This is a genomic window from Vagococcus xieshaowenii (genome assembly GCF_004792515.1).
Taxonomy (GTDB): Bacteria; Bacillota; Bacilli; order Lactobacillales; family Vagococcaceae; genus Vagococcus_A; species Vagococcus_A xieshaowenii.
This window is the reverse complement of record NZ_CP038865.1, coordinates 1,011,305-1,036,821: the sequence shown is the minus strand read 5'-3', so window position 1 is coordinate 1,036,821 and position 25,517 is coordinate 1,011,305. Positions and strand designations below refer to the sequence as shown.

The 25,517-nt window shown below is 33.9% G+C and carries 26 protein-coding genes and 1 pseudogene; 25 read left to right on the top strand and 2 right to left on the bottom strand.

Translation table 11 applies throughout. The annotated features are described in order from the left end of the window. The first annotated feature begins 112 nt into the window (after positions 1-112). The 13 genes and pseudogenes from E4Z98_RS05010 to E4Z98_RS04950 all read left to right on the top strand — a co-directional run bounded on the left by E4Z98_RS05010 (position 113) and on the right by E4Z98_RS04950 (position 12,026). A complete protein-coding gene (locus E4Z98_RS05010; protein ID WP_135254689.1) occupies positions 113-1,360 on the top strand; it encodes a tetratricopeptide repeat protein in 1,248 nt (415 codons plus the stop codon). 12 nt (positions 1,361-1,372) lie between these two features. Then, positions 1,373-1,909 (top strand): YpiB family protein, encoded by a 537-nt coding sequence (locus tag E4Z98_RS05005; protein ID WP_135254690.1) that lies wholly within the window; start codon positions 1,373-1,375, stop codon positions 1,907-1,909. A 72-nt stretch (positions 1,910-1,981) separates the two neighbouring features. Further along, positions 1,982-2,350, top strand: a complete 369-nt coding sequence (locus tag E4Z98_RS05000) for a MazG nucleotide pyrophosphohydrolase domain-containing protein (RefSeq protein WP_241856665.1) — start codon at positions 1,982-1,984, stop codon at positions 2,348-2,350. Next, on the top strand, positions 2,337-3,560 hold the full coding sequence (locus tag E4Z98_RS04995; protein WP_135254692.1) for a CCA tRNA nucleotidyltransferase: 1,224 nt from the start codon (positions 2,337-2,339) through the stop codon (positions 3,558-3,560). Before E4Z98_RS05000 ends, E4Z98_RS04995 begins: the two co-directional genes overlap by 14 nt. Continuing rightward, positions 3,547-3,903, top strand: a complete 357-nt coding sequence (locus tag E4Z98_RS04990) for a thioesterase family protein (RefSeq protein WP_135254693.1) — start codon at positions 3,547-3,549, stop codon at positions 3,901-3,903. The genes E4Z98_RS04995 and E4Z98_RS04990 overlap by 14 nt, the downstream gene beginning before the upstream one ends. A gap of 86 nt (positions 3,904-3,989) precedes the next feature. Continuing rightward, positions 3,990-4,448, top strand: coding sequence for a hypothetical protein (locus E4Z98_RS04985; RefSeq protein ID WP_135254694.1), 459 nt, complete (start codon positions 3,990-3,992; stop codon positions 4,446-4,448). Between the two features lie 163 nt (positions 4,449-4,611). Continuing rightward, positions 4,612-6,504 carry an ABC-F family ATP-binding cassette domain-containing protein gene (locus E4Z98_RS04980; RefSeq protein ID WP_135254695.1) on the top strand — a complete coding sequence of 631 codons (1,893 nt, stop codon included), beginning with the start codon at positions 4,612-4,614 and terminating at the stop codon, positions 6,502-6,504. An 18-nt stretch (positions 6,505-6,522) separates the two neighbouring features. Continuing rightward, a complete protein-coding gene (locus E4Z98_RS04975) occupies positions 6,523-7,470 on the top strand; it encodes a thymidylate synthase (protein ID WP_135254696.1) in 948 nt (315 codons plus the stop codon). A gap of 24 nt (positions 7,471-7,494) precedes the next feature. Continuing rightward, positions 7,495-7,986: a dihydrofolate reductase gene (locus E4Z98_RS04970; RefSeq protein WP_135254697.1), complete on the top strand. Its 492-nt coding sequence runs from the start codon at positions 7,495-7,497 to the stop codon at positions 7,984-7,986. A gap of 143 nt (positions 7,987-8,129) precedes the next feature. Then, a complete protein-coding gene (mgsA, locus tag E4Z98_RS04965) occupies positions 8,130-8,501 on the top strand; it encodes a methylglyoxal synthase (protein ID WP_135254698.1) in 372 nt (123 codons plus the stop codon). A 50-nt stretch (positions 8,502-8,551) separates the two neighbouring features. Further along, a complete protein-coding gene (gene murE, locus E4Z98_RS04960; protein WP_135254699.1) occupies positions 8,552-10,072 on the top strand; it encodes a UDP-N-acetylmuramyl-tripeptide synthetase in 1,521 nt (506 codons plus the stop codon). Then, a pseudogene (locus tag E4Z98_RS04955) lies at positions 10,065-11,304 on the top strand (carboxylate--amine ligase). The gene murE and the pseudogene E4Z98_RS04955 overlap by 8 nt, the downstream one beginning before the upstream one ends. A 20-nt stretch (positions 11,305-11,324) precedes the next feature. Then, positions 11,325-12,026, top strand: coding sequence for an aspartate/glutamate racemase family protein (locus E4Z98_RS04950; protein ID WP_135254701.1), 702 nt, complete (start codon positions 11,325-11,327; stop codon positions 12,024-12,026). A gap of 44 nt (positions 12,027-12,070) precedes the next feature. On the opposite strand, the gene trhA is transcribed toward E4Z98_RS04950, so the two are convergent. After that, complete coding sequence (gene trhA, locus E4Z98_RS04945) at positions 12,071-12,700, bottom strand: PAQR family membrane homeostasis protein TrhA (RefSeq protein ID WP_135254702.1); 630 nt, start codon at positions 12,698-12,700, stop codon at positions 12,071-12,073. A gap of 173 nt (positions 12,701-12,873) precedes the next feature. On the opposite strand from trhA, the gene E4Z98_RS04940 reads away from it, so the two are divergent. The 12 genes from E4Z98_RS04940 to E4Z98_RS04885 all read left to right on the top strand — a co-directional run bounded on the left by E4Z98_RS04940 (position 12,874) and on the right by E4Z98_RS04885 (position 23,744). Beyond that, complete coding sequence (locus tag E4Z98_RS04940; RefSeq protein WP_135254703.1) at positions 12,874-13,731, top strand: DegV family protein; 858 nt, start codon at positions 12,874-12,876, stop codon at positions 13,729-13,731. Positions 13,732-13,808: 77 nt separating this feature from the next. Then, entirely contained in the window at positions 13,809-14,636 is an 828-nt protein-coding gene (locus tag E4Z98_RS04935) for an SGNH/GDSL hydrolase family protein (protein WP_135254704.1), read from the top strand. Between the two features lie 16 nt (positions 14,637-14,652). After that, positions 14,653-15,291 carry a YpmS family protein gene (locus tag E4Z98_RS04930; protein WP_135254705.1) on the top strand — a complete coding sequence of 213 codons (639 nt, stop codon included), beginning with the start codon at positions 14,653-14,655 and terminating at the stop codon, positions 15,289-15,291. 2 nt (positions 15,292-15,293) lie between these two features. After that, complete coding sequence (gene msrA, locus E4Z98_RS04925) at positions 15,294-15,815, top strand: peptide-methionine (S)-S-oxide reductase MsrA (RefSeq protein WP_135254706.1); 522 nt, start codon at positions 15,294-15,296, stop codon at positions 15,813-15,815. After that, a complete protein-coding gene (locus E4Z98_RS04920; protein WP_241856663.1) occupies positions 15,805-16,026 on the top strand; it encodes a YozE family protein in 222 nt (73 codons plus the stop codon). The genes msrA and E4Z98_RS04920 overlap by 11 nt, the downstream gene beginning before the upstream one ends. Before the next feature lie 165 nt (positions 16,027-16,191). Continuing rightward, positions 16,192-17,967 (top strand): acyltransferase family protein, encoded by a 1,776-nt coding sequence (locus E4Z98_RS04915; RefSeq protein WP_135254708.1) that lies wholly within the window; start codon positions 16,192-16,194, stop codon positions 17,965-17,967. Between the two features lie 227 nt (positions 17,968-18,194). Beyond that, complete coding sequence (locus E4Z98_RS04910) at positions 18,195-19,148, top strand: ABC transporter permease (protein WP_241856662.1); 954 nt, start codon at positions 18,195-18,197, stop codon at positions 19,146-19,148. After that, positions 19,141-20,100 carry an iron chelate uptake ABC transporter family permease subunit FitB gene (gene fitB, locus E4Z98_RS04905; RefSeq protein WP_135254710.1) on the top strand — a complete coding sequence of 320 codons (960 nt, stop codon included), beginning with the start codon at positions 19,141-19,143 and terminating at the stop codon, positions 20,098-20,100. The genes E4Z98_RS04910 and fitB overlap by 8 nt, the downstream gene beginning before the upstream one ends. A 10-nt stretch (positions 20,101-20,110) precedes the next feature. Next, positions 20,111-20,869, top strand: a complete 759-nt coding sequence (locus E4Z98_RS04900) for an iron ABC transporter ATP-binding protein (protein ID WP_135254711.1) — start codon at positions 20,111-20,113, stop codon at positions 20,867-20,869. 29 nt (positions 20,870-20,898) lie between these two features. Next, the gene (locus E4Z98_RS04895) at positions 20,899-21,846 is read left to right on the top strand and encodes a siderophore ABC transporter substrate-binding protein (protein WP_135254712.1); all 948 of its coding nucleotides are present in this window, start codon (positions 20,899-20,901) and stop codon (positions 21,844-21,846) included. A 118-nt stretch (positions 21,847-21,964) separates the two neighbouring features. Then, on the top strand, positions 21,965-23,350 hold the full coding sequence (locus E4Z98_RS04890) for an aldehyde dehydrogenase family protein (protein ID WP_167790932.1): 1,386 nt from the start codon (positions 21,965-21,967) through the stop codon (positions 23,348-23,350). A gap of 127 nt (positions 23,351-23,477) precedes the next feature. After that, complete coding sequence (locus E4Z98_RS04885; RefSeq protein ID WP_135254714.1) at positions 23,478-23,744, top strand: TetR/AcrR family transcriptional regulator; 267 nt, start codon at positions 23,478-23,480, stop codon at positions 23,742-23,744. A 300-nt stretch (positions 23,745-24,044) separates the two neighbouring features. Here the strand turns inward: E4Z98_RS04885 and xerS are convergent, their stop codons facing one another. Further along, the gene (gene xerS / locus E4Z98_RS04880) at positions 24,045-25,109 is read right to left on the bottom strand and encodes a tyrosine recombinase XerS (protein ID WP_280529214.1); all 1,065 of its coding nucleotides are present in this window, start codon (positions 25,107-25,109) and stop codon (positions 24,045-24,047) included. Positions 25,110-25,517 lie beyond the last annotated feature (408 nt).

The window sequence follows — 25,517 nt, the reverse complement described above, 5'->3', positions numbered from 1 at the left end:
CGTTTTTAGTGGGGGTTTTTGTTTTTTACAATAAGCTTGTATTAATTTATAGTCTATTTAAATGAATATTCCTTATAAATGAGGTATAATATAGCCAATAAGAGGTGAGGAAATGACAACATATAGTGAACAAATGTTAGCCGCTATTCAAGAAAACGACTACGTTGAAGCGGAATTATTATTAGAAAAAGCCTTAAAATTTGATGATCATGAATTATTAGGCGTATTAGGTGATGAACTTTTTAGAATGGGTTTTATTGATGAAGCCAAAAAAATATTTATTTTCCTATTAGATACCAATAAAGTTGAAACAAGTACGTATATTTCCTTAGCAGAAATTGCAATTGAAGAGGATAAAATTGATGATGCGTTGGAGTATTTAAGCAAAGTATCAAAGGAAGATGAATTATATCCGGCAAGTTTGCTCGTGGCAGCAGATTTGTATTTTACTATTCAAATCCCTGAAACAGCAGAGGCTAAGTTAAAAGAAGCTTTACAATTAATGCCAAATGAGCCAACTATTCTGTTTGCTTTAGCTGAATTATCGCTAGAAACTGATCAATTTGCTAAAGCAGTTAACTACTACAAACAATTATCAAACTTGGGAATTGAAGACTTCGCTCAAACAAGAATTCCTAAACAATTAGCGACTGCGTTAAGTCATATGGGTGAGTTTGATGAGGCTGTTGAACTTTTTGAAAAAGAACTTAAAGAAAATCGTTCGGATGATGTGCTTCATTCATTGGCATTGTTATATATTCAAACTGGTGAAAATGAAAAGGCTATTGCCTTACTAGAAGAGATTCGTTTGTTAGGTTCTACGTATCTTAATGTCTATGTACCACTGGTGAGTGCGTTGATTGACGAAAATCGTCTCGAAGAAGCAGACGCAATGATTAAAGCAGGGTTGAAAGAAAATCCTTATGATGTGTCACTTTATCATTTAGGATCAGATTTTGCTTATAAGTACCATCGATTAGATGAAGCAGAAGAATATTTGATTAATGCCTTAAAAATTGAAGAAGATAAAGAACTAACGTTGATCAAATTAAGTAACTTATATATTGCGCAAGAAGAATTTGAAGAAGTGGTTGCATTATTAGAAGATCAACAAGACTTAATGAACGTACAAGGGCACTGGAGCCTTGCTCAGGCGTATTACGGGTTAGAACAATATGAAGATGCGAATATCCAGTATCACCGTGCTTACGAAGGCTTAGACGATGAACCAGACTTTTTGAGAGAATATGGATTATTCTTAAGAGAAGAAGGCAATTTAGCCGAAGCACAAGTTGTCTTAGAGCAATATCTAGAGTACTTCCCTGATGATATGGAGATACAACATTTATTGGTAGAATAAGGAGTGAGTAAAATGATTCCTACTGATGATAAAAAGTTATTTTTAACGTGGGTGCTTCAAAATATTCGATTTAAGGATAGAGAAGCTTATTGGTTATTGAATTATATTGTGACACATGACAATGTATTAAAGAAAGTAAGAATCGTTGAACACGTCGAAAAGACACCTAGAGGAATTAAATTTTCAGATTTGAAGCAAAAAGAACCGGCATTTCAAATGTTTAAACATCAGCTTGTATTTGAACATGGAGAACAAATTTTTCATGAAATTCGTTCTAACTTATTGTTTGATTTATTTTTAGAATTTAATTTTGAAGAGGGTTGGAAAAACGAAGCGTTACTAAGCGTTTTAGAAGATAATCCGTATGCGCCTTGGAATGAGCAAGTAGCAAAAGGCGAACGACATACGGTATTAAATGAACTTGAAGCTACTTTTAATGAACAAGTACTTCGTGAGGCAATTGATCTTGCACTTGAACAAGGTGACATTGCAAGGTTCGAGTCACTATCGGAATGTTTGAATACTAAAACAAAAGCTAAGACAAAATAAGGTCTTAGCTTTTTATTCGCTTTATTATGTGTTTTTTTTTTGTTAAACTAGGGAGGTAGTTTCAAGGAGGAAATGATGAAAGAACCGACACTTAAAGAAATTCAAGCAACATTAGATGAGTATATTTCACAGTTTAAAGAAGGCTATTTTCCTCCACTTGTTTTATTAGGTAGAATGACGGAGGAACTTGGAGAGGTTGCGAAATCATTGATGTATCATGAAGGTCATGTTACTAAGAAAAAGAATGAAGAAATCAGTGAAATAAGCGAAGAATTGATGGATTTATTGGTTTCGGTAGTAATTATGGCGAATGCCTTAGAAATAGATTTATCTTCAACCTTTGATCAAAATATGAAGAAGTATCGTAAAAGAGATCGCCATCGTTTTGAAAGAAATGAACAAGATGTTAGAAAGTTGGACGAAGCAAATGAAAATCACTAAAGAAAAGATGCCTATAGAATTTATCGAGGCAATTCCTATTATGGAACAAATTGAAGCAGCTGGATATGAAGCGTATTTTGTGGGAGGAAGCGTTCGAGATGTCTTGTTAAATAAACCGATTCATGATATTGATATTGCAACGAGTGCTTTTCCTGAAGAGGTTAAAACGCTATTCCCTCATACGGTTGATATTGGGATTGAACACGGTACCGTTCTGGTGTTATCTGAAGGCAATGAATATGAAATCACCACCTTTAGAACAGAATCTGACTATCAAGATTATCGTAGACCTGATGAAGTAGTCTTTGTACGAAGTTTAGAAGAAGATTTAAAACGTCGTGACTTTACTATAAATGCGCTAGCCATGAATACCAAAGGTGATATTATTGATCTCTTTGATGGAGAAGCTGATCTTAAAGCAGGAATCATTAGAGCGGTTGGACTAGCACATGAGCGCTTTAATGAAGATGCGTTACGAATGATGCGTGCCGTTCGTTTTGCAAGCCAGTTAGATTTCAGTATAGAAGAGCAAACGTTTGAAGCCATTAAAGAGCTAAGTCCGTTACTACAACATATTTCGGTAGAACGTATACATATAGAATGGATCAAGTTACTACTTGGTAAAAATCGTAATAAAGGAATTGAAGCATTTGTTTTAACTGAGTTGTATCAATATTGTCCAGGCTTAAATGAACAAGCTGGTATGTTAAAAAGTCTCATAGAATTAGCACCATATGAAATTGAATCAGAAGAAGATAGTTGGGTTATTCTTTGCCATAAGTTATCTTTAAAAGGACAAGAATTGACCAGCTTTTTAAAAAAATGGAAGCTTTCCAATAAGATTATCGATAATTGTAAAAAAGTAGTTCCTTCTGTTTCCTTTAGGTTAGAACATGAATGGGATACGGCTCATTTATATCCATTAAACGAAGAACAAGTCCTTATGACAGAACGTGTATTAAAGATACTAAACGTTTCATATGACGTGTCTTTAGCGAAAAAGAAATACAACGAATTGCCTATTCACGGGCTAAAAGATTTGGCAGTGACAGGTAGTGATTTGATTGCTCATTTGAATCAACAACCAGGCCCTTGGTTAGGACGCCTGTTGAAAACGCTAGAACAAGCTGTATTAATTGGACAGGTTGAGAATAATAAATTATCTTTATTAAACTTTTTGGAGGAGAGGAATGTAAATGGAAATCAGTAAAGTGTTTATTGTCAAGCCGGAAGAAACGGCTGAATTTGTCGGATCAGGCGGCTTACAAGTCTTGGCAACCCCAATGTTGATTGCTTATATAGAGAATGTTTGTTTTGAATGGCTAGAAAACGAGCTTCAAGACAATGAGACATCTGTAGGTGTTCATATTGAAGTTTCTCATTTGAAACCAACTAAAGTTAGTGAAAAGGTTAATATAGTGGTAGATATTATAGAGAAAACAGATAGAAAAGCGACGTTTGAATGTGCTGCTTTTCAAGGGGAAGAATTGATAGGAACCGCTAATCATAAACGAGTTATTGTTGATCAATCATCTTTTTTGAAAAAATTATAATCTTTGTGTTATTTTTCACAAAAAGCTTGCTTTTCGTTTTGTTTGTGATATTATATACATATAAACAAGCGAAGGAGTCGATCAATATGACAAAACAAATGAACGCTTTAAAATTTTATTTCAGAAATGGTGAAACTTGGACAATCGAACGTGAAAATATCGGAGACTTATGGATTCGTCAGATTACAACAAGTTTTGGTAGAATCAACGGTGGTGATTTCCAAAAAATTAATCCATGTGAAGGAATCAAGATTGAAATTTTTGAAGAAGCTGATCATGTGTTAACAGATGATATTAATCAAGGTGGACTTGAATCAGGAATGTTCGGACGTGCTTTACAATATCAAGACATTGAAAAAATGGGTATTGTGTTTGATAATGAAGATGAAGATTTAGTTTATTTCCCATATAAAGATAAAGCGACTCCTGGACAAGAAGGTTTAGATAATGTTTACCAAAGTACTAAAGCAGGGAAAAATAATCATCTATACATCGTCATTGATCCTAACGAAACAGTCGATTCAATTTACGGAAAAGATATCTAATAATCGCTTAGTAAAGCTTAACAATCAACAAATGATTGTTAAGCTTTTTTTGATTGTTTGTTGAAAATAAAAAGTTAGATTCAATAAATTGTCTAGACCTATTTGTTTTTAATGGTTATTTTTGGTAAAATAAGGTGAATTTTTAAGAAATGATGGTGGTGTTATGAAGGAACTTAGAGTCGATAACTTAACAAAAACGTATGGGGACAAAGTATTATTTGATGATATTTCGTTTTTAGTTCATACGAATGATCGTATTGGATTAATCGGAGTAAACGGTACAGGAAAGACAAGCCTATTAAATATCATCGCAGAACTTGATACAGGCGACCAAGGGGAATTAAAACACCCACATGATTATCAAATTAGTTATTTATCACAAACCAGTCATTTTAATGTAAATGATACGGTAGCAGAAGCCATTTTTTCTGGTGAATCGCCTTTACTAAACGTAATTAGGGAATATGAATTAGCACTGGCCGCTTTATCTGAAGATGGTTTATCTGAAGCAAACCAACGTCGATACGCGAAAGCTGAAGAGAAGATGAACGCTACTGACGCTTGGACAGCAGATACCGAAGCGAAAACAATTTTGAATAAACTGGGTATTATCGATATTACAAAAAAGATTGGAGAACTTTCTGGTGGTCAAGAAAAGCGTGTAGCTTTAGCACAAGCGTTGATTCAAGAGGCAGATTTATTAATTCTAGATGAACCTACCAATCATCTAGATTATCAAACGATTGAATGGTTAGAATCTTATTTGAGTCAATATAAAGGCGCAATCATTATTGTGACACATGATCGTTATTTCTTAGACAAAGTAACCAATCGGATTTTTGAATTAAGCTTCGGCAAACTTCATGAATATCGTGGTAATTATCAAACCTATTTAGAACAAAAAGCGCTTAGAGATGAGCAAGAACGAGGCGCTGAATATAAACGTAAGCAATTATTTAAGCAAGAACTAGCTTGGATAAGAGCAGGGGTTCAAGCTAGAGGGACTAAACAAAAAGCGCGTAAAGAGCGTTTTGAAGATTTAAAAGAAAATTTACATCAAGTAAAAGAACAAGGATCGATTGATTTAGGTATCGCGACAAAACGATTAGGTAAGAAAGTAATTGAAGCTAAACATGTTAGTTATTCTTTAGGGAATCAACCGTTAATTCGTGATTTTTCATTATTAATTACGACTAATGAACGTTTAGGTATTACGGGGATGAATGGAGCGGGTAAGTCGACGTTGCTTAACTTATTAGTCGGAAGACTAGAACCTGATCAAGGCGTCATTGAGATTGGTGAGACGGTAAGAATTGCATATTACACGCAACAAAATGAAGCTATTCCTGATGATATGCGTATGATTCAATATATGCACGAAGTAGCTTCTCAAGTTAAGACAGCAGATGGGTCAGAGATTAGTGTGACAGATATGTTGGAACGCTTCTTGTTTCCAAGAAGCCAACATGGTACACTTATTAGAAAATTATCAGGTGGCGAAAAAAGACGCTTATACTTATTAAAATTATTAATTAGTCAACCCAATGTTTTAATACTTGATGAGCCAACCAATGATTTAGATATTGACACGCTAACTATTTTAGAAGATTATTTAAATGAATTTAGTGGTGCTGTTATTGCGGTCAGTCACGATCGTTACTTCTTAGATAAAACAATGGAAAAACTTTTAGTTTTTGAAGGAAAAACAGTGATCAAATCACATTATGGCTCAATGAGCGAATACTTGATGAAAGCACAAGAAACGCTTTCAGAAGAAAAAGTAACCGTTCAAAATAAACCATTAGAAAATTCAACTTCAGCTGAAGTAATCAATAAACCTAAGAAAAAATTAACCTATATGGAACAAAAAGAGTGGGACACGATTGAAGAAGATATCGCTATTTTAGAAGGGAAAGTGGAAGAACTTCAAGAAGAAATGAACCATCAAAACAGCGACTTTACGTCGTTACAAAAACTTCAAAAAGAATTACAAGAAACAGAAGCAGCACTTGAAGAAAAATTAGAACGATGGGAATACCTGAGTGAATATATCTAATAAGAAGGAGTAGTAATCATGGAGCAAGCATACTTAGACTTATGTCAAAAAGTGATGGAAAGTGGCACAGAAAAAACAGACCGCACGGGAACTGGAACAAAAAGCATTTTTGGACATCAAATGCGCTTTGATTTGCAAAAGGGTTTCCCTTTGTTAACAACTAAACGCGTGCCATTTGGTTTGATTAAAAGTGAGTTGCTATGGTTTTTAAGAGGGGATACGAATATTCGCTTTTTATTAGAGCATAACAATCATATTTGGGATGAATGGGCATTTGAGCGTTATGTTAAGAGCGAGGATTATCAAGGACCAGACATGACAGATTTTGGCTTGCGTGCTGTTTCAGATGAGGCATTTAATCAAGCTTATTTAGTAGAAAAAGACGCATTTTGCCAACGTATATTATCTGATGACACCTTTGCACAAACGTATGGTGATTTAGGAAATGTCTATGGTTCACAATGGCGCCATTGGCAAACAAAGACAGGAGAAACGATTGATCAAATTAAAGAAGTTATTGATATGATCAAACACACACCAGATTCTCGACGTTTAATTGTCTCTGCGTGGAACCCAGAAGATGTTCCTACAATGGCCTTACCTCCATGTCATAGCCTCTTCCAATTTTATGTGTCAGATGGTAAACTAAGTTGCCAGCTTTATCAAAGAAGTGGCGATATTTTCTTAGGTGTGCCGTTTAATATTGCTAGCTATGCATTATTAACGCATTTAATAGCGCATGAAACAGGCTTAGAAGTAGGAGAATTTGTTCATACATTAGGTGATGCGCATATTTATAATAATCACGTTGATCAAGTAAATGAACAATTAACACGAGAAATTCGACCATTTCCAACATTGAAATTAAACACAGATAAACAATCTGTTTTTGATTTTGAGATGGAGGATATTACCATTGAAAATTATGAACCACATCCAGCCATAAAAGCCCCAATCGCGGTTTAGGAAGGCTTCAGGGAGGAAAAAACTATGTTTGCTGCTATATGGGCACAAGATGAGAACAGATTAATAGGGAATAATGATCAGATGCCATGGTATCTGCCAAATGACTTACAATTTTTTAAAACGACAACAGAAAATAATACTATTGTGATGGGTAGAACTACTTTTGAAGGGATGAATAAGCAACCTTTACCAAATCGTCAGACAATCGTTCTTACTTCAGATGAAAATTACGAAGCTGAAGGGGTTATTGTCATGCATTCAGTTGATGAAGTTGTGGCCTATGAAAAAAATTACGAAGGCATTGTTTTTATTACTGGTGGAGCGAAAGTTTATCAGGCATTTTTACCACTATGTGATATTGTCTATCGAACAGTCATTCATGAATCATTTGAAGGAAATGTGTTTATCCCAGATATTGATTTCGATAGATGGTCGATGATTGACGTTAGTGATGGTGTTGTGGATGAAAAAAACAAATACCCACACTCATTTGAAACATTTAAGCGAAAAAAATAGTTTTTTACCGCATAAATTTTATAAAAGGGATAAGACATCATGTCTTATCCCTTTTATTGACGATTTTTCAAGCAAAGCATTTGGAAAAAATTAAAGATGTGATAAACTAGGAAAGAAACAGTCATTGAAGAGGAGAAAAGGATATGAATATTGCTTTAATTGCGCATGATAAGAAAAAAGAATTAATGATTGAATTCACCAAAAAGCATCGTGATTTTTTTTGTAAACATCAATTATTTGCCACTGGGACGACAGGACAATTAATTATTGATCATACACAATTACAAGTACACCGTGTTAAGTCTGGTCCGTTGGGAGGAGATCAACAGATTGGGGCGCTTATTTCGGATGAAAAAATGGATTTAGTTATCTTTTTTAGAGATCCACTTACTGCTCAGCCTCATGAGCCAGATGTTTCAGCTCTTATTCGTTTGTGTGACGTTTATAATATCCCACTAGCTACTAATATTGGAACAGCTAATTATCTATTAGGATATGCTAGTTCAAGGGAGTAAAAAGTTTATAAAGTTCATATCTGTCATGCAGATATGAAAGGGGGATCCTTATGTTAAGCATGCAACAAATTATTGGTCTATTAAAAAAAGAAGCACTATTAAAAGAAATTATTATTGATAAGCGGTGGCACTATAATGTTCCAACTGACTATCAACTTGATATTGAACATATTACTTATGATTCCCGAGAAGTGAGCCAGTCGACCTTGTTTTTCTGTAAAGGTTTAATGTTTAAGGAAGAATATTTAGTGGATGCCTGTCAAAACGGTTTACAAGTTTATGTTTCAGAATTAGTCTATGAACAAGTACCCTCTAATACAATGGGTATCATTGTGACAGATATTCGTAAAGCAATGGCTATCATCGCAATGAATTTTTATGGTATGCCACAAAATGAACTTAAGATTATTGCCTATACTGGAACCAAAGGGAAAACAAGCTCTGCTTATTTTTGTTACAGCATTTTAAAACATGTAACCAACAATAAAACAGCCTTGTTTAGTACATTAGAAACTTTTTTAGGTGATGGAGAGCACTTTAAATCAAATCTAACAACGGAAGAAGCATTACCTTTATATAAAATGATGCGACAAGCAGTTGATAATGGCATGACACATTTAGTGATGGAAGTTTCTTCACAGGCGTATAAATTAAATCGTGTCTACGGGTTGGTTTATGATGTAGGTGTATTTTTAAATATTTCACCGGATCATATAAGTCCAATTGAACATCCAACGTTTGATGATTATTTTTATTGTAAACGTCAGCTAATGTCTCATTCAAAACAATTTATTTTGAATTTAGATAGTGATTATAGTGACTTTTTATTACAAGAATGTCAGTCGAATAATAAAGAAGTCCTAACATTTGGAGAGAATAATAAACAAGCCGATGTTTCGTTTATCAGTCGCGATCTTCATTCGTTCGCGATTCAACCAAATGAATGGGTGCTTGAAGGTGATTATTCACTTAGAGTGGAAGGTGTCTTTAATCAAAGCAATGCAACCAGTGCCCTGCTAGCATGCTCACTAGTAACGGATAATCAAGGGGAAAATGCCCGTATTGGATTAGAAGAAACCGTGATTCCAGGGCGCATGGAAAAATTGATGACTAAACAAACACCGGTTTATGTCGATTTTGCTCATAATTACTTGAGCTTAGATAACTTACTATCACATGTACATACTAGTTATCCTAATCATATGATTAAGTTAGTAATCGGTAGTACAGGTGATAAAGGTGTCGAGCGTCGCATGGATTTTGGTAAAGTAATTAATCAATATGTTCAGCAAGTTATCTTAACCAGTGATGACCCAGGAACAGAAAATCCTGTAAATATCGCTGAAACCATTAAAGAACATATTGATGGAAAAGTGATAACTAATGTTATTATAGATCGAAAAGAAGCAATTCTTTACGCATTAACTCATTCATCAGAACAAGATGTCGTAGTAATTGCGGGTAAAGGGACAGATAAATACCAAATTATTGGTAAAGAAAAAGTCGCTTATCAAGGGGATAAACAGATAGTAGAGGAATTTATATCGAAGGAAGATGTTATTAATGGATAAATCAGCAATTGTAGAAAAATTTACAGTTATTTTATTAGGCAGTGATATTAATGTTTATGGGATGGCCCGTGCCTTTCATGAAGAATACGGGATTGTATCTGAAGCCCACAGTTTGATGCATTTATCACCAACTAAATACAGTCATATTGTCAATGTTCATGCCCATGATAAATTCGATGAACCTGAAGGATTTATTAAAGCCATGAGAGAAGTAAAAAAAACATTACGCCAATAATGGTAAAGTTAATCTCTTGATTCCATGTGGAGATGGCTATACAGAGTTAATTGCGATGAATAAAGCAGAACTGGAAGAAACGTTTATTTGTCCAACGATTGATACCGACTTGCAAAAACAACTAGAGGATAAAGTAACCTTCTATGAAACATGCGAAGAGTACGGTTTACCTTATCCTGCAACGTATATTATTAATAAAGATATCGTCGCAAACAAAGCAGTCAATGTTCCTTTTTCTTTCCCTGTGGCATTAAAACCAGCCGATAGTGTGGCGTGGTTAGATGCTAAATTTGAAGGTAAGAAAAAAGCCTTTATTTTTAAAGATGAACAAGAGTTTATGACAATCGTTGAGCGTATATTTGCTTCAAATTATCAAGGAGAAATGATTTGCCAAGATTTCATTCCTGGTGATGATAGTCATATGCGTGTATTAAATGCTTATGTCGATCAACATCATAAAGTACGTATGATGTGTTTAGGTAATCCTTTATTAGAAGACCCTACACCTGAAGCAGTAGGTAATTATGTCGCTATTATGCCCGATTATAATGAAAAAATTTACCAAAACATTCAATCGTTCTTAGAAAAAATTGAGTATACAGGATTTGCTAATTTTGATATGAAATATGATGAACGAGATGGTGAGTATAAGTTATTTGAAATTAATTTACGCCAAGGTAGAAGTAGCTACTATGTAACATTAATGGGGTATAATTTAGCTAAATATATCGTAGAAGATTATGTGCTTAAAAAAGAATTAACAGAGGTTGAATACGCTAAAGGAAACAAATTATGGTTAGGTGTTCCTGAAAAAATCGTAAAAAAATACGTGAAAGATTCTGATCAAAAAACAAAAGCGCTAGAAATGATGAAGAATAAACAATGCGGTACTACGTTGTTCTATAAAGAAGATATGAATTTCAAACGTTACTTGCTCGTTAATCGTATTTATAGATTATATAATAAACGATATAAAGAACATTTTACTGAAAAATAGTCCTAAAAGAGGTAGTCATAATGAAAAACTTTTTTGTTATCTTAGGGGGAATGGGCACAAAGGCTACCGAAAGCTTTGTCCACTTATTGAATGAAAAAACGCCCGCAAAAAAAGACCAAGATTATCTAGATTATTTATTGGTTAATCATGCAACTGTTCCAGATAGAACTGCTTATTTATTAGGGGAATCAGAAGAAAATCCTGCGATTACTTTAATTGAAGATATTAAACAATTTAGTTTAATGTCACCTGATTTCTTTGTTTTAACTTGTAATACAGCCCATCGTTTTTTTGATGAATTACAAGAGGCTACAACGGTTCCTATTCTACATATGCCAAGAATTGCAGTAGATCAGGTCATTGAAAAGAAAGCCGTTAATGTCGGTGTGTTAGCAACTAGTGGCACTATCAAAACGGGTGTTTATAAAGATGCTCTAGCTAGATATCCTCAATTGTCAGTTATTACGCCAGATGAACATTTACAAAAAGAGGTCATGAATTTAATTTATCGTGATATTAAAGAAAAAAACTTTATGAATAAAGCGTTGTTTTATCAGATTTTGGATAAAATGAAGAATGATTATCAATGTGATACGATTATCCTTGGATGTACAGAACTTTCTTTAATTGCCGAATATACAGATTTATCTAATTATGAAGTCGTTGATGCGCAATTAGAATTAGTGAATCAAACAATTAAACAAGCTATGAAGCATAAATAAAAGCACGCCCCGTATCAGTTGAGATACAGGGCGTGTCTTTGTGTCTAAGTATAAAGATAAATAGAAAAATAGATAAAGGCAGCACCTGCTAATACGAAGAGATGCCACACAACATGCATGAATTTTTTATTTTGTAGTGCATAGAAAATGGTTCCTAGTGAATAGCTAAGACCGCCAAGAACTAATAATAGAATGCCATTCCAACCTAATCCGTCATATAAATCTCGACAAGCGACTAAACATAGCCACCCCATGAATAAGTAAATAACAAAATCAAATTTCCACTTCTTGTTAATGAAAAATGATTTATAGATGACACCACCAATCGCCAGTAGCCAAATGATGCTAAAAAGTATCCACCCCTTTTTGCCTTGAATAGTTAATAAACAATAAGGCGTATAGGAGCCTGCAATCAATAAATAAATGGAACAGTGATCCATAATTTGAAAAAAATTTCGTGCTTTTGTAAAAATCAAACTATGAAATAAAGTTGACGATAAAAAGAGTAACGTTAAACATAGACCGAATACTAAATAGGCAAACATGTAAATTTTACCTAAAGAAACAGCCTTAATTAAGAGAAAAATTAAGCCACTAATTGCTGCCAAACACCCTAATCCATGTGTAATAGCGTTAAATACTTCATTGACAATATCGTATTTTCTTTGACTCATATGTATTCCTCCGTTCTTACTTCATTAAACCTTTATAAAAATAACACAGTTAATGGGTTATTAAAAAAATAGTATACCTTTACCACTAAAAAAGTCAATCTGTATGATATAATATTAGCATCAAATACTAAAAAAAGTAATTTATTTAAATAATTAAGGGTGGTTTGGTCTCAATGAAAAAAGTTAAAGTAGTAACCGATTCAAGTGCAAAATTTCAACCTGGAGAAGCAGAACGTTTGGGTATCGAGGTGATTTCTTTATCTGTCATGATTGATGATGTCATATATAAAGACACAGATTTAGATGGTAAAGCGTTTATGGATATGATGGGTTCAGCTAGAGCATTGCCTAAAACATCACAACCACCAATTGGAGAATTTGTAGAGCTATATGATAAATTAGCTAATGAAGGCTATGACATCATTTCATTACATATGACAGGCTTATTAAGCGGTACAGTGGACGCTGCAAGACAAGCTGCTCAACTATCACAAGCCAATGTGACAGTTCTTGATACTAAATTTATTGATCAAGCACTTGCTTTTGTTTGTGAGCGTGCTGCTGAAGTTGCAAATACAGGTGCAACATTAGAGGAAGTGCTAGATGCGACAGAATCAGCTTTGGGTAACAGTTTATTATATATTGGTATTGCCACACTAGATAATATGGTTAAAGGTGGTCGATTAAGTCGAGCGACAGGAATTTTATCAAATATGTTAAATATTAAGGCTGTGATGCAATTGTTGCCAACGGGACTAGAAACAATGATGAAAGGCCGTGGCACCAAAACATTTAAAAAATGGTTTGATGACTTAACTGAAACACAACTAAAACATTTAACACACGTCAAAAAAATTGGCATCTCTCATGCTGATGGTTTAGCAACAGCTGAAAAATTCAAGAATGCGCTGACTAATTTGTTCCCTACTGCAGAAATTAGCGTATTAGATACGTCACCTTTAGTGGCAACACATACCGGTGCAGGTGCTTTTGCTATTATGATTTATAGTGAAAATGATACCGCAGCGTAAGTTGTATTATTTTTTACAATCTATTGCAGGGTGTGACGGTTTACTGTCACGCCCTGTTTATATAAGGAAGTGAGTGAATGTTTTTTTCAAAACATACTAAAGAATTAGTAGTCTGTACAATTTTCTTTGTGTTACCGCTGATTTTTGGAAGTTTATTGTTAAGAAAACCAGCAGATCGAATGGAGCAAAATAATATCCCTAAACAAGAAGATGTTAAGGAAGTCTTTGTTGTTGCAATTGGTGATTCTTTAACAGAAGGGGTAGGAGATAGTACTAATGAAGGGGGCTATGTGCCGCTTCTACAATCCAATTTAATGGAAAAATATCCAGACAAAATCATTAGTACTGTTAATTATGGTAAAGCGGGTAATACGACCCGTCAGATTATTAAGCGAATCAATAGCTCAACTGATATTCAAAATGATTTAAAAGAGGCTACAATTATCACCTTGACTACTGGAGGGAATGATTTAATGAAGGTTATTAAATCGAATTTATTCAATAATTTAGCAGTAGAAACATTTGATAAACCTAGCCAAGAATATCAGGAAGATCTAGATGAGTTGTATCAATTAATTCGACAATATAATGATCAAGCACCTATTTATCAACTAGGAATCTATAATCCTTTTTATGTGAGTTTTAATGAGATAGATGCGATGCAAGAAATTGTTGATAATTGGAATGGTTCTGCTAAATCCACCTTAAATACGCGTAAAAAAGCTTATTTTGTCCCTATTAACGACAATATTTATGATGGATTAGCTTCAGAGTCATCCAATACAGATGATGGTATCAATAATTTATTATCAGATGCTGATAATTTTCACCCCAATAACCTTGGCTATCAAATCATTGCAAATGAGTTTGCGATGATTATTGAAACTTCAGGAGAGCTGAAGTAATAAGGAGATAAGACACATGAAGGAACAAATGAATGAGCAAGAACAAACAGTGAAATCAACAAATTATTGGAAAATGGCTTTCCTTGCCTTATTAGCAACTATTATTGGCTTGGCAGTGTTCGTAGGTGTTCGTCTTAGTGAAAACCGAGAAGAAGTCTATAAGGATAAAGTTGACCAAGTAATCTTTGATGATAAACCAAGTTTTCAATTAGTTTCTAATAAAGAAGACATTAATCGGATTATCAATCATTACTTAGATAAATATTTAAGTACTAAAACGGTAAAATATGATTTTTATTTAGAAAATCAAGCGATGTTAAATGGGACGTTTAAATTACTAGGATTTCCAGTTGAGTTTTATTTATATTTTGAACCATTTGTCATGAGTGATGGCAATGTGCTACTAGAAGCTAAAAATGTTTCTGTAGGAAGCTTGAGTATTCCAATGAATCAAGTATTAAAACAAGTCGCCAAATTGGACTTACCAGAGTGGGTTGAAGTAAAATCAAAAGACGGACAAGTCATTCTTCATTTGAATCAATTAGTAATCGAAGATGATATCCGTATTAAAGCTGACAAAATAAACTTAGTTGATGACGAAATTCGCTTAAGTGTTTATTTCGATGTGAACGAATCAGCAAGTAAGGAGGAATAATCATGACACAAGCAAAAGCAATATTTGCTGGGGGATGCTTTTGGTGTATGGTGCATCCGTTTGACCAACAACCAGGTATTCATTCAGTTATCTCAGGTTATACAGATGGACATGTTGAGAACCCAACCTACGAAGAGGTATGCTCAGGAGAAACTGGACATACAGAAGCTGTAGAGATCACTTATGACCCTGCTATTATTAGTTATGCAGAATTGGTTGAAATTTACTGGCTACAAACTGATCCGACAGATGCATTCGGTCAATTTCAAGATAGAGGATCAAGTTATCGTCCAGTAATCTTTTATCAAAACGAGGAAGAGCGACTAATCGCTCAAACAAGTAAGGATAAGCTACAAGCAAGTGGCCGATTTGATCGTCCTATTGTGACAGAGATCAAACCTATCGCACCTTTTTATGAAGCAGAAGAGTATCATCAAGATTTTTATAAGAAGGATCCGAGTCGTTATAAAGCCTCAAGTCAACCTAGAGAAACGTTTGTAAAGGATGCGTGGCATGAGAAGTAAAAGTTTTTATCAATTTGTTCAAACTGTTAAAAATCCTTATGATCTTACGCCATCAGTGGTACTAGCAGGATCTATCCATGATGATATTAATTTTTCAAAGACTTCTGAAGATTATCACCAAATTAGCTCTTATTTGGAAGATTATACCAATTACGTAAAAAGTATGGATGATTTTGATGCTTTGTGGCAACAATATCTTGAACAAACATAATAAAATGAGTAAAAGACCCTTTATTAAGGGTCTTTTTTTAATGTTTCAATAAATAATATTTGTCATTTGTTTGTAAAAATAAAGATAATATATTGCAGTAATGTTACGGTTGTATTACAATGATAAAGGATCGTTTTAGAAAATGACCTGAAAGGGAAATGAATCATGAAGAAAAAAAAATCATATATAAAAAGTTTAGATGGGCTGCGCGCCTTAGCTATCCTACTAGTGATAGGGTATCATTTTAGAATGCCATTGTTTAAAGGGGGCTTCATAGGAGTCGATATGTTTTTTGTCCTCTCAGGTTATTTAATTACCGGACAATTATTATATAAATTATCACATAAAGAAATTTTGTCTCTAAAAGAATTTTGGATAAAACGAGTCAAGCGATTGTATCCAGCAGTAGTAGCATTAATGTTATTGGTGACACTATTTGTATTCGTGAAATCACCCACAAATATTCAATCGGTATTAACCGATGATTTAGCGGGTATCTTTGGGGTGAGTAACTGGTGGTACATAGTCAAAAAAGTACCGTATGCAGATACTTTTGCTAATCCAGCGCCACTAAAGCATCTCTGGTCTTTAGCTGTGGAAGCCCAATTTTATTTATTATTACCTCTATTATTTATAGGGGATAATAATTCTCCAACAAAGAAAAAAAGTCGTGCTTTTATTTTGTTACTAGCGGTCATTTTGTCCGTTATAAGCATGATGTGTTGGTATAGTCCTGGTGATATTAACAGAGCTTATTACGGAACAGATTCAAGAATTTTTACGTTATTAATGGGAAGTTTATTAGCCTTTATTTATCCGTATAATCGTTTGAAAGTGACAATGCCAAAGAAGATGACACGATCTTTTGATGGTGTAGGTACATTGATGTTAGTCATCATAGGAATTTTTGTTTTAATGGGAAATGAATATCAGCCGTTTCTATATCAAGGTGGCTTTTTACTAATAACACTTGCAAGTACGTTAATACTAGCAGTTGTTATTCATCCAGCGACAACATTAAATCGCCTCTTTTCTCATTCATTATTAAGATGGATTGGTATGAGATCGTATAGTCTATATTTATGGCACTATCCGATTATTGTCTTAACAACGCCAATGAAAATTGCAGGTGTTTATCACTGGACGTTGATGTTTTTCCAAACAATCCTTATGTTCGTTTTGGCAGAGATGTCTTATAAATACATTGAAACGCCTATTAGAAAATATAGCGGAAATTGGTTTAAATCCGTTAATCATGCCATTAAAGAAAGTAAAACAAAAATTATTGAACTAATTCTGATTGGTATAACTATACTAGGGATGGTCTTTACGGTAACATTCTTTAATCAAATGGTGGATAGATCATCAACACTGTCTACAGAAAACGTCTCGAAAAAAACTGATAAAAAACCATCAGAAAAGGAAACAACAATAAAAAAAGTTCCGATTAAACATATCTATATGATTGGTGATTCTGTCCTATTGGGATCAAAAAGCAATATTGAAGCCATTCTACCCCAAGCTAGTGTCGATGGGGAAGTTGGTCGTCAATTTATCGATTTACCTGATCTTTTAAAGAAACAATATGCTAATAAATTTAATCAGGAGACGCTAGTTCTTGTGTCATTAGGAACTAATGGTCCTTTTGAAGAGAAAGACTTGGCTAATTTATATCAACAAATCACCACAACAGGCGCTCATTTAGCCCTAATGAATACTTATGTGCCACTTAATTGGCAAGATCAAGTCAACCGTGTGATCGATTCGTTTGCAAATAAACATCAAGAGGTTCATGTAATTGATTGGCATAGCTATATTGCAGATAAGTTAGCTTATCTGGAAAATGATGGTGTTCATCCAACAGTTGAGGGCCGAGACTTACTGGCAAATTTAATCAAAGAAGATTTAGAAAAACAATTTATTTTTGATGATAAGAAGTAAACTTTTTAAAAATAATCATAATAATAGATATACTTCCACGAGTTCAACGATTGCGAATGAATTTGTGGGAGTTTTTTTATTAAAAAACCGACATAATATTAACGATGGATTAAATTGCAAGAGATATGCTCAAAGAAGTGAACTTTAGGTTGTAATTTGTGAAATATTGATTTAAAATGATTAGTGAGAGTGAAAATCATTCTCAATTAGAAATAGGAGGTAGGTCTTTGAAAAGATATTTATTACCTTTGTTCTTTCTATTATTAGTCATCACTTCATTGTTCATAGGTGTACAAAGTATTCCTCTTACAGATATATTTAATCTGTCTGAAACACAGAAATTAGTATTATGGAGTACTCGAATCCCTAGAACAGTGAGTTTAGTTATAGCTGGGGCAACGGCTAGTGTGTGTGGGTTGATCATGCAACATCTAACACAAAATAAATTTGTTTCACCGACAACTGCAGGCACAGCAGATAGTGCTCGCTTAGGTATCCTAATCGCGATGATTTTTTTTCCTAATAGTTCTAGTATTATGCGATCTTTTGTTGCTTTTATCTTCGCCTTCATCGGTACGATGGTATTTGTTCAATTGATCAATCGTTTACCACAAAAAAGTAATGTCATGGTTCCTTTGATAGGGATGATGTTTGGTAATATCATTGGTTCTATTGTGACCTTTTTTGCCTATCAACTAGAAATTATCCAAAATATGTCTTCGTGGTTGCAAGGTAATTTCTCAACAATTACTCGAAATGGTTACGAATTGATTTATTTATCTGTGCCATTACTAATTATAGCAAGTCTTTATGCGTATCAATTTACGCTTGCTGGAATGGGGAAAGATATTGCGACGAGTGTTGGGATGAATTATACAATGATTCAAATGGGTGGTTTAATCATTGTGTCCTTGGCTAGCTCGGTGTTACTAGTAACAGTAGGAAATTTACCTTTTTTAGGAATTGTTATTCCTAATCTGGTGTCGTTATATGCGGGGGATCAAATGAAAAAAACACTTTGGCCCACTGCGTTATGTGGTAGTTTATTCTTGATTGGTTGTGATATTCTTTCGAGAACAATTATCCCACCCTACGAAGTACCGGTGAGTTTAATTGTCGGTATCATTGGTAGTTTAGCCTTTATTGGACTACTTGTTAGGGGGACGAAATCACATGCCTAAAACCAAAGAAAGAATCATTTGGCTAAGTCTAATAAGTGCAGTGGTCTTAATGAGCCTGTTATTCTTAACCTATAACACATATGGTAACTGGAGTTTTGCACTTAATTTCAGAGGAAAAAAATTACTGGCGTTTATTTTTGTAGGTATTGCGACCAGTTTTGCTACTATTAGTTTTCAAACGTTAGCCAACAATCATTTTCTTACGCCTAGCATTTTAGGATTTGACTCGTTATACACGTTAATTCATACAGGTTTATTTTTCTTTATGGGAGAACAAGCAAAGCTATCGCTTTTAGAAAATCAATTAGTGATGTTTGTTGTTAATGTTTCGCTAATGATTGTTTTGAGCACGTCGATGTTTTATTTCTTATTAAAAAAACAAGGCAATAACTTGTATCTATTATTAATGGTAGGTATGATTCTAGGAACGCTTTTTGGAAGCGTCAGCACGTTTCTACAAGTCTTACTAGATCCTAATGAGTTTGATAAGTTACAAGGGAAGCTGTTTGCAAGTTTTGCAAACGTCAATACAACGTTACTTACTCTAGCGTTTGTTTTCTTAATGATAGGTGCTGGGTATTTGTGGTTATCGGCAAAGAAAATGGATGTTTTACATTTAGGAAAAGATGTGGCGACTAACTTAGGCATTAATGTGGGACGTTTTCAATGGCAATTATTGTTTGTGATTAGTTTATTAGTGGCCGTTTCAACCGCTCTAGTAGGGCCTATCACCTTCTTAGGGTTTATTGTGGCCAATATTTCTTATCAGTTATTTAACACCTATAAACATCGTATATTGTTTATAGGTAGTAGTTTATTAGCTATTTTACTATTAATTGGTGGTCAGTTCTTAGTAGAACAAGTGTTTAAATGGAACACCACACTTAGCGTTGTTATTGAATTTACTGGCGGTGTGTATTTTGTTGGGAAATTATTAAGAGAAAGAAAGTAGGTGTCTAGAGATGCTTGTTCGTCAATTATCTAAAATGTTTGGAACTAAGCAAGTTGTTAAAGCGGTTGATGTTGAAATTTCTAAAGGGAAATTCACCGCCTTTATCGGTCCTAATGGTGCAGGTAAGAGTACGGTTTTGTCTATGATGAGTCGTTTGATTGAAAAAGATACTGGGGAAGTATTAATCGATCAACAAGAAATTAATGATTGGAACCAAACGGCCCTTGCTAAGAAAATTGCTATTTTAAGACAATCAAATATGATTAATTTGAAGTTGACGGTTAAGGAGTTAGTAGCGTTTGGTCGTTTCCCTTATTCTAAAGGTCGCCTAACAGAGGAAGATCAAGTCTTCATAGATAAAGCTATTGTCCAATTAGGTTTAGAAGATTTAGCTGATCGCTATATCGACACGCTTTCTGGCGGACAATTACAACGAGCGTTTATCGCAATGGTATTTGCACAAGACACAGAATATATTTTGCTAGATGAGCCACTTAATAATTTAGATATGAATTATGCCGTACAGATGATGAAAGTGTTACGTGATTTGGTTGATCATCATGGTAAAACAGTGATTATGGTATTACATGATATCAATTTTGCAGCAAGTTACGCTGATGAGATTATCGCAATGAAGGATGGCCGTATCTATTTGCACGATACAACAGAAAAAGTCATCCAAAAAGAAGTGTTAGATGATCTATACAATATGAATATTAGAGTTTGTGAACTAGAGGGTAAGCGTTTCTGTTTATATTTTAACGAATAATCACTTATTTTAAGGGGAGAATATAGAAAATGAAAAATACAGGAAAAATTTTATTTAGTTTATTAGTATTGGGGTTATTTTTAATTACCGGTTGTGGCAAAACGTCTACGCCAACAGAATCATCAAATAAAGAAGTTTCAACAGTTGTGGTAAAAACTGAGTTTGGTGATGTTGAAATCAATAAAAATCCAGAGAAAGTGGTTGTATTTGATATGGGATCATTAGATACGATCAACGCATTAGGGAAAAGCGATAAAGTAGTAGCTGTTCCAAACCAAAGCTTACCTGAATATTTAAAAGATGATTTTTCAAACGTAGACTCTGCAGGTGGTATTAAAGAGCCAGATATGGAAAAAATCAACGCTATCCAACCTGATTTAATCATCATCTCAGGACGCCAAGAAGATTTTCGTGAAGAATTAGAGAAAATTGCGCCAACGATTTATTTAGGAGTAGATGCTTCTAATATTTGGGAATCAACTAAGAATAATATTAATGCTCTAGCAAATATTTTTGGTGAAGAAGAAAAAGCAGACAAAGAGATAACTGCTTTAGAAACACGTATTAACGAAACAAAAGAAAAAGCCTCTGCATTAAATCAAAAAGCATTGGTAACATTAGTAAACGAAGGCGCTATTTCTGCTTACGGTAAAGGTTCTCGTTTTGGTATTGTACATGATGTGTTTGGCTTTAAAGCAGCTGATGAAAATATTGAAGCATCTACGCATGGACAACAAGTATCCTATGAATATATTTTAGAAACAAACCCGGATATTTTATTCGTTATTGACCGTACTAAAGTCGTGGGTGGAGATGAAACAAATAACAATATCTCTAAAAATGAGTTAGTAGCACAAACGAATGCTGCTAAAAATGACAAAATCATTTCACTAGCTTCTGACGTCTGGTATTTAGCAGGTGGTGGCATTGAATCAACTGGTTTAATGTTAGACGATGTTCAAGCAGCATTTAAATAATCTCACTACATAAATAAAAAACATTCTGTTATCATTAAGAGACAGAATGTTTTTTTATATAAAAGAAACGTAATGAACTAATTGTTAAATGATCGCTAAAGAAAATAGAGGGATGACAATGGAAACAGAATTATTATCAATAATAGAAAGACAACGCTTATACTATCAAGACGGGCGTATACGTTCCTATGAGGCTCGTATAGACGCTTTAAAGAGATTAAAAAAGATGATAAAGGATTTGGAACCGGAAATAATGAATGCCTTAAAACGTGATTTAGGTAAGCATCCAAGCGAGTCGTACTTAACGGAAATTGGGATTACCTATGAGAGTATTCATTACATGTTTAAACACTTACGTAAACTAATGAAACCTAAACGAGTAAAAACGCCTTTAACCCTTTTTCCTGCAACAAGTCACATTATAACCGAACCATTAGGAAATAGTTTGATTATGTCTGCCTTTAACTATCCTATTTTGCTATCGTTTGATCCTATTATTGGTGCTTTAGCAGGTGGAAATACTGCATTAGTAGCATTATCCGAATATACGCCCACGATTAACCAAGTCTTAATAGAAGGTGTCCGTCGTTATTTTGATCCGGGGTTGTTATCTTTTTTTGAAAGTAGTATTGAAGCGAATACGTTTGTTTTAACTCATCATTTTGACAAAATATTTTTTACCGGTAGCCCGAAAGTTGGAAGAATTGTTTATGAAGCTGCTAGTAAGCAATTAACACCTGTTACCTTAGAGTTAGGGGGAAAGAGTCCTGCAATCGTTACTCAGAATGCTAAGTTGTCACATGCAGCACGACGCATTGTCTGGGGGAAATTTATTAATACGGGACAAACCTGTGTCGCACCGGATTATTGTCTAGTCGATCGTCAATGTTTACCTGAGTTTATGGAACATGTAAAGGAAGCAATTCATGTTTTTTATGGAGATACTCCGATGACAAATCCTGATTACGGCAAAATCGTTAATCATTCAGCTTGGCAACGACTAAACAGTCTATTAAAAAATGATCAAGAGGCTATTGTTTATGGCGGACAGGTAGATGAGAATACTTTATCTATTGAACCAACGATTCTTTGTGTAGAGATGATGACATCTTCTAAGAGTATGGAAGAGGAGATTTTCGGCCCGATTTTACCGATTGTGCCGTATGATTCTTTAGATCAAGCTATCAAATTTGTTCAATCCTTTGAACAACCACTGGCTTTTTACCCGTTTACTGAAGACAAAAAAGAACAGCAATTGCTACTTAATACCTTATCTTATGGTGGTGCAACGGTTAATGACACAATTTTACATTTAGCCAATATTCATCTACCTTTTGGCGGAGTGGGAAATTCAGGTATCGGTCATTACCATGGACGTTATTCTTACGAAGCGTTTACGCATCAAAAAGCGGTCCTAAACCGACAAACTTGGCTAACCTTATCCGTAATGAATGCACCTTATTCAGAGATGAAAGATAGAATTATCAGAAAGTTATTAAAATAAACAAAAGCATGATAAGTTTTTCAAGAAAAACGTTTAAAAGCATTAAATCACTATTTAAGACTATAAAATGACGTAGATAACCAACATCTGTTGGTTATCTTTTGTTACTTGGAGCTAAAAAATTAAAATGAACAATAAAATAGATAAACGAATCATTAAAACAAAAGAAAAAATTAGATCCACCTGTTTCATCTTATTAAAAAAATACGACTGGCAGCAACTATCAATTGCTTATATTGCAAAAGAAGCAGGCGTTAATCGTTCAACGTTTTATGCGAATTTTGAAGATAAGCAGACACTTTTAGAGCAAACGTTATCATATGTTTATTTAAATACGCTTGAAAAAAGTGGCGTAGTTCTACCAAAGAGGATGTTGCCTTTTACCAGGAACTAATTGATGATATCGTGAAACTTCATCAGATTATCAAAGAAGAGTTCACCCTATCATATAATCAAATAAACAGTAGTTTGTCGCATTTGCTAATCCAAATAATTGAAACAGCTATTAAATCTAGGTCAAAGAACGGCAATATAACTACTAGTTTCATCAGTTGGGGAATATATGGTCTAGCCATTCAGCTACTACAGACGCCTGCACATTACGAAGACTCAGCGGTTATTAATGGTTTACTAGAACGCCTTTTGCTTATAAACAAAAATAGCAATGTCTAATTTAACTAGACATTGCTATTTTTTATAATGAATTTAATGCGTCCATTGTCGTATCGTTATCGATATGAATGTAAAGTGCGGTTGTTTGTCCGGCTGAAGAGTGACCGAGTTGCTGTGAGGTTAATAATAAATCTTTGGATGATTTAAATAAATTCGTGGCAAGTGTATGGCGTAACTTATGCGGAGAAACTTCCACTCTAAAAGCTTTAGAATACTTGGCTACCATCTTTTCAATAGCGTTACCACTCATTCTTGTGGACTGTCCTTTGTATGTAGTAATAAACAGAGCAGAGGTTTCATTAGTATTTGGATATCGTAAGGTTCTAACGCTAATATAGTTTGCTAAATAATCCATGCCAAAAGAAGCGATTCTTACAGAGTCTTTTTTATTACCTTTTCTTGTGACATAGCAGCGATTTTTTTCAAAGGAAACATCTTCTAAATTCAAATTAACAACTTCAGAAAGTCTCAAACCACTAGCAAGAATTAGTGCATTAATCGCAACATCGCGTTCTTTATCACGCTTAAAAAATTTTAGGGCTTGAGGAGATAGCGTATGCTGATAATCTTCTTCAATAAACGCTAAATAATCATGTGTTTCTTTACCTAAAAACAATTTTTCTTCGATAGCATCTGCACGTGCTTGTAATGTTTGCTGTTCTTTTACATTTTCAACGCCATTCATTGGATTGTGTGACAAATAGGGGCGTTCCTGTGCGTTATCATAACTAGTAGCTAAATAGTGGAACAATACTTTTAAAGCCGTTAAATGTCGCTTAATTGTCGGTTTAGACAACGTTCCTTTATAAGTGTCAGAAGGAGTGCCATATTTTTCTCGAGAAAGTAGGTGAGATTTATACAGATTCATTTTATAAGCGGTTAAACTTTCTAAAGAATCAGGGGATAAATCACTCAATATGTGCTCCGAAAGAGCCCAGTTGAAAAAAAGCCGATAATTTTTTAAGTATTCATTTATCGTGTGAGGAGAGAATTCTTGTGTTAGTTTGTGATGAACGAAATCTTTAAGGTAATCAGGTGCTTGATCAAGTTCGTTTTGCAGCATATTCATAACGTGTTCACGATTCAATTTTATCATTCCTTTCATGTATAGAGTAGGAGATAGTATCATTATATATGGTCTATACCAATTAATCAACCATAATATTCATATTATTTAATTTTTATTCATCTTTATTGAATATTATCATTTTCTGTAAAGATGAAAAGAGCTTTCAAACAGTCCTGTTTAATCATATAGATCATATGTAGTCGGCTGATATTTATGTAATCATATAAAATGATCGATGATTTTAACTTATGGATAATTAGTTATTATTATTCTATAAATAAAAACGATTTGATAAGAAATGCTAATAACTATTAGTTAAATATCACTTAGTTATGCAATTTCATATTAAGTTTTTATGAGGTTAATACGTTAATACTAATGTAATATCAATTGATTGATTTTTGAAAAATAGTTAATTGGTTAGTT

Coding starts and splice junctions, on each gene's coding strand:
- E4Z98_RS05010 (WP_135254689.1), top strand. CDS start 113: ATGACAACATATAGTGAACAAATGTTAGCCGCTATTCAAGAAAACGAC.
- E4Z98_RS05005 (WP_135254690.1), top strand. CDS start 1,373: ATGATTCCTACTGATGATAAAAAGTTATTTTTAACGTGGGTGCTTCAA.
- E4Z98_RS05000 (WP_241856665.1), top strand. CDS start 1,982: ATGATGAAAGAACCGACACTTAAAGAAATTCAAGCAACATTAGATGAG.
- E4Z98_RS04995 (WP_135254692.1), top strand. CDS start 2,337: ATGAAAATCACTAAAGAAAAGATGCCTATAGAATTTATCGAGGCAATT.
- E4Z98_RS04990 (WP_135254693.1), top strand. CDS start 3,547: ATGGAAATCAGTAAAGTGTTTATTGTCAAGCCGGAAGAAACGGCTGAA.
- E4Z98_RS04985 (WP_135254694.1), top strand. CDS start 3,990: ATGACAAAACAAATGAACGCTTTAAAATTTTATTTCAGAAATGGTGAA.
- E4Z98_RS04980 (WP_135254695.1), top strand. CDS start 4,612: ATGAAGGAACTTAGAGTCGATAACTTAACAAAAACGTATGGGGACAAA.
- E4Z98_RS04975 (WP_135254696.1), top strand. CDS start 6,523: ATGGAGCAAGCATACTTAGACTTATGTCAAAAAGTGATGGAAAGTGGC.
- E4Z98_RS04970 (WP_135254697.1), top strand. CDS start 7,495: ATGTTTGCTGCTATATGGGCACAAGATGAGAACAGATTAATAGGGAAT.
- mgsA (WP_135254698.1), top strand. CDS start 8,130: ATGAATATTGCTTTAATTGCGCATGATAAGAAAAAAGAATTAATGATT.
- murE (WP_135254699.1), top strand. CDS start 8,552: ATGTTAAGCATGCAACAAATTATTGGTCTATTAAAAAAAGAAGCACTA.
- E4Z98_RS04950 (WP_135254701.1), top strand. CDS start 11,325: ATGAAAAACTTTTTTGTTATCTTAGGGGGAATGGGCACAAAGGCTACC.
- trhA (WP_135254702.1), bottom strand. CDS start 12,700: ATGAGTCAAAGAAAATACGATATTGTCAATGAAGTATTTAACGCTATT.
- E4Z98_RS04940 (WP_135254703.1), top strand. CDS start 12,874: ATGAAAAAAGTTAAAGTAGTAACCGATTCAAGTGCAAAATTTCAACCT.
- E4Z98_RS04935 (WP_135254704.1), top strand. CDS start 13,809: ATGTTTTTTTCAAAACATACTAAAGAATTAGTAGTCTGTACAATTTTC.
- E4Z98_RS04930 (WP_135254705.1), top strand. CDS start 14,653: ATGAAGGAACAAATGAATGAGCAAGAACAAACAGTGAAATCAACAAAT.
- msrA (WP_135254706.1), top strand. CDS start 15,294: ATGACACAAGCAAAAGCAATATTTGCTGGGGGATGCTTTTGGTGTATG.
- E4Z98_RS04920 (WP_241856663.1), top strand. CDS start 15,805: ATGAGAAGTAAAAGTTTTTATCAATTTGTTCAAACTGTTAAAAATCCT.
- E4Z98_RS04915 (WP_135254708.1), top strand. CDS start 16,192: ATGAAGAAAAAAAAATCATATATAAAAAGTTTAGATGGGCTGCGCGCC.
- fitB (WP_135254710.1), top strand. CDS start 19,141: ATGCCTAAAACCAAAGAAAGAATCATTTGGCTAAGTCTAATAAGTGCA.
- E4Z98_RS04900 (WP_135254711.1), top strand. CDS start 20,111: ATGCTTGTTCGTCAATTATCTAAAATGTTTGGAACTAAGCAAGTTGTT.
- E4Z98_RS04895 (WP_135254712.1), top strand. CDS start 20,899: ATGAAAAATACAGGAAAAATTTTATTTAGTTTATTAGTATTGGGGTTA.
- E4Z98_RS04890 (WP_167790932.1), top strand. CDS start 21,965: ATGGAAACAGAATTATTATCAATAATAGAAAGACAACGCTTATACTAT.
- E4Z98_RS04885 (WP_135254714.1), top strand. CDS start 23,478: ATGAACAATAAAATAGATAAACGAATCATTAAAACAAAAGAAAAAATT.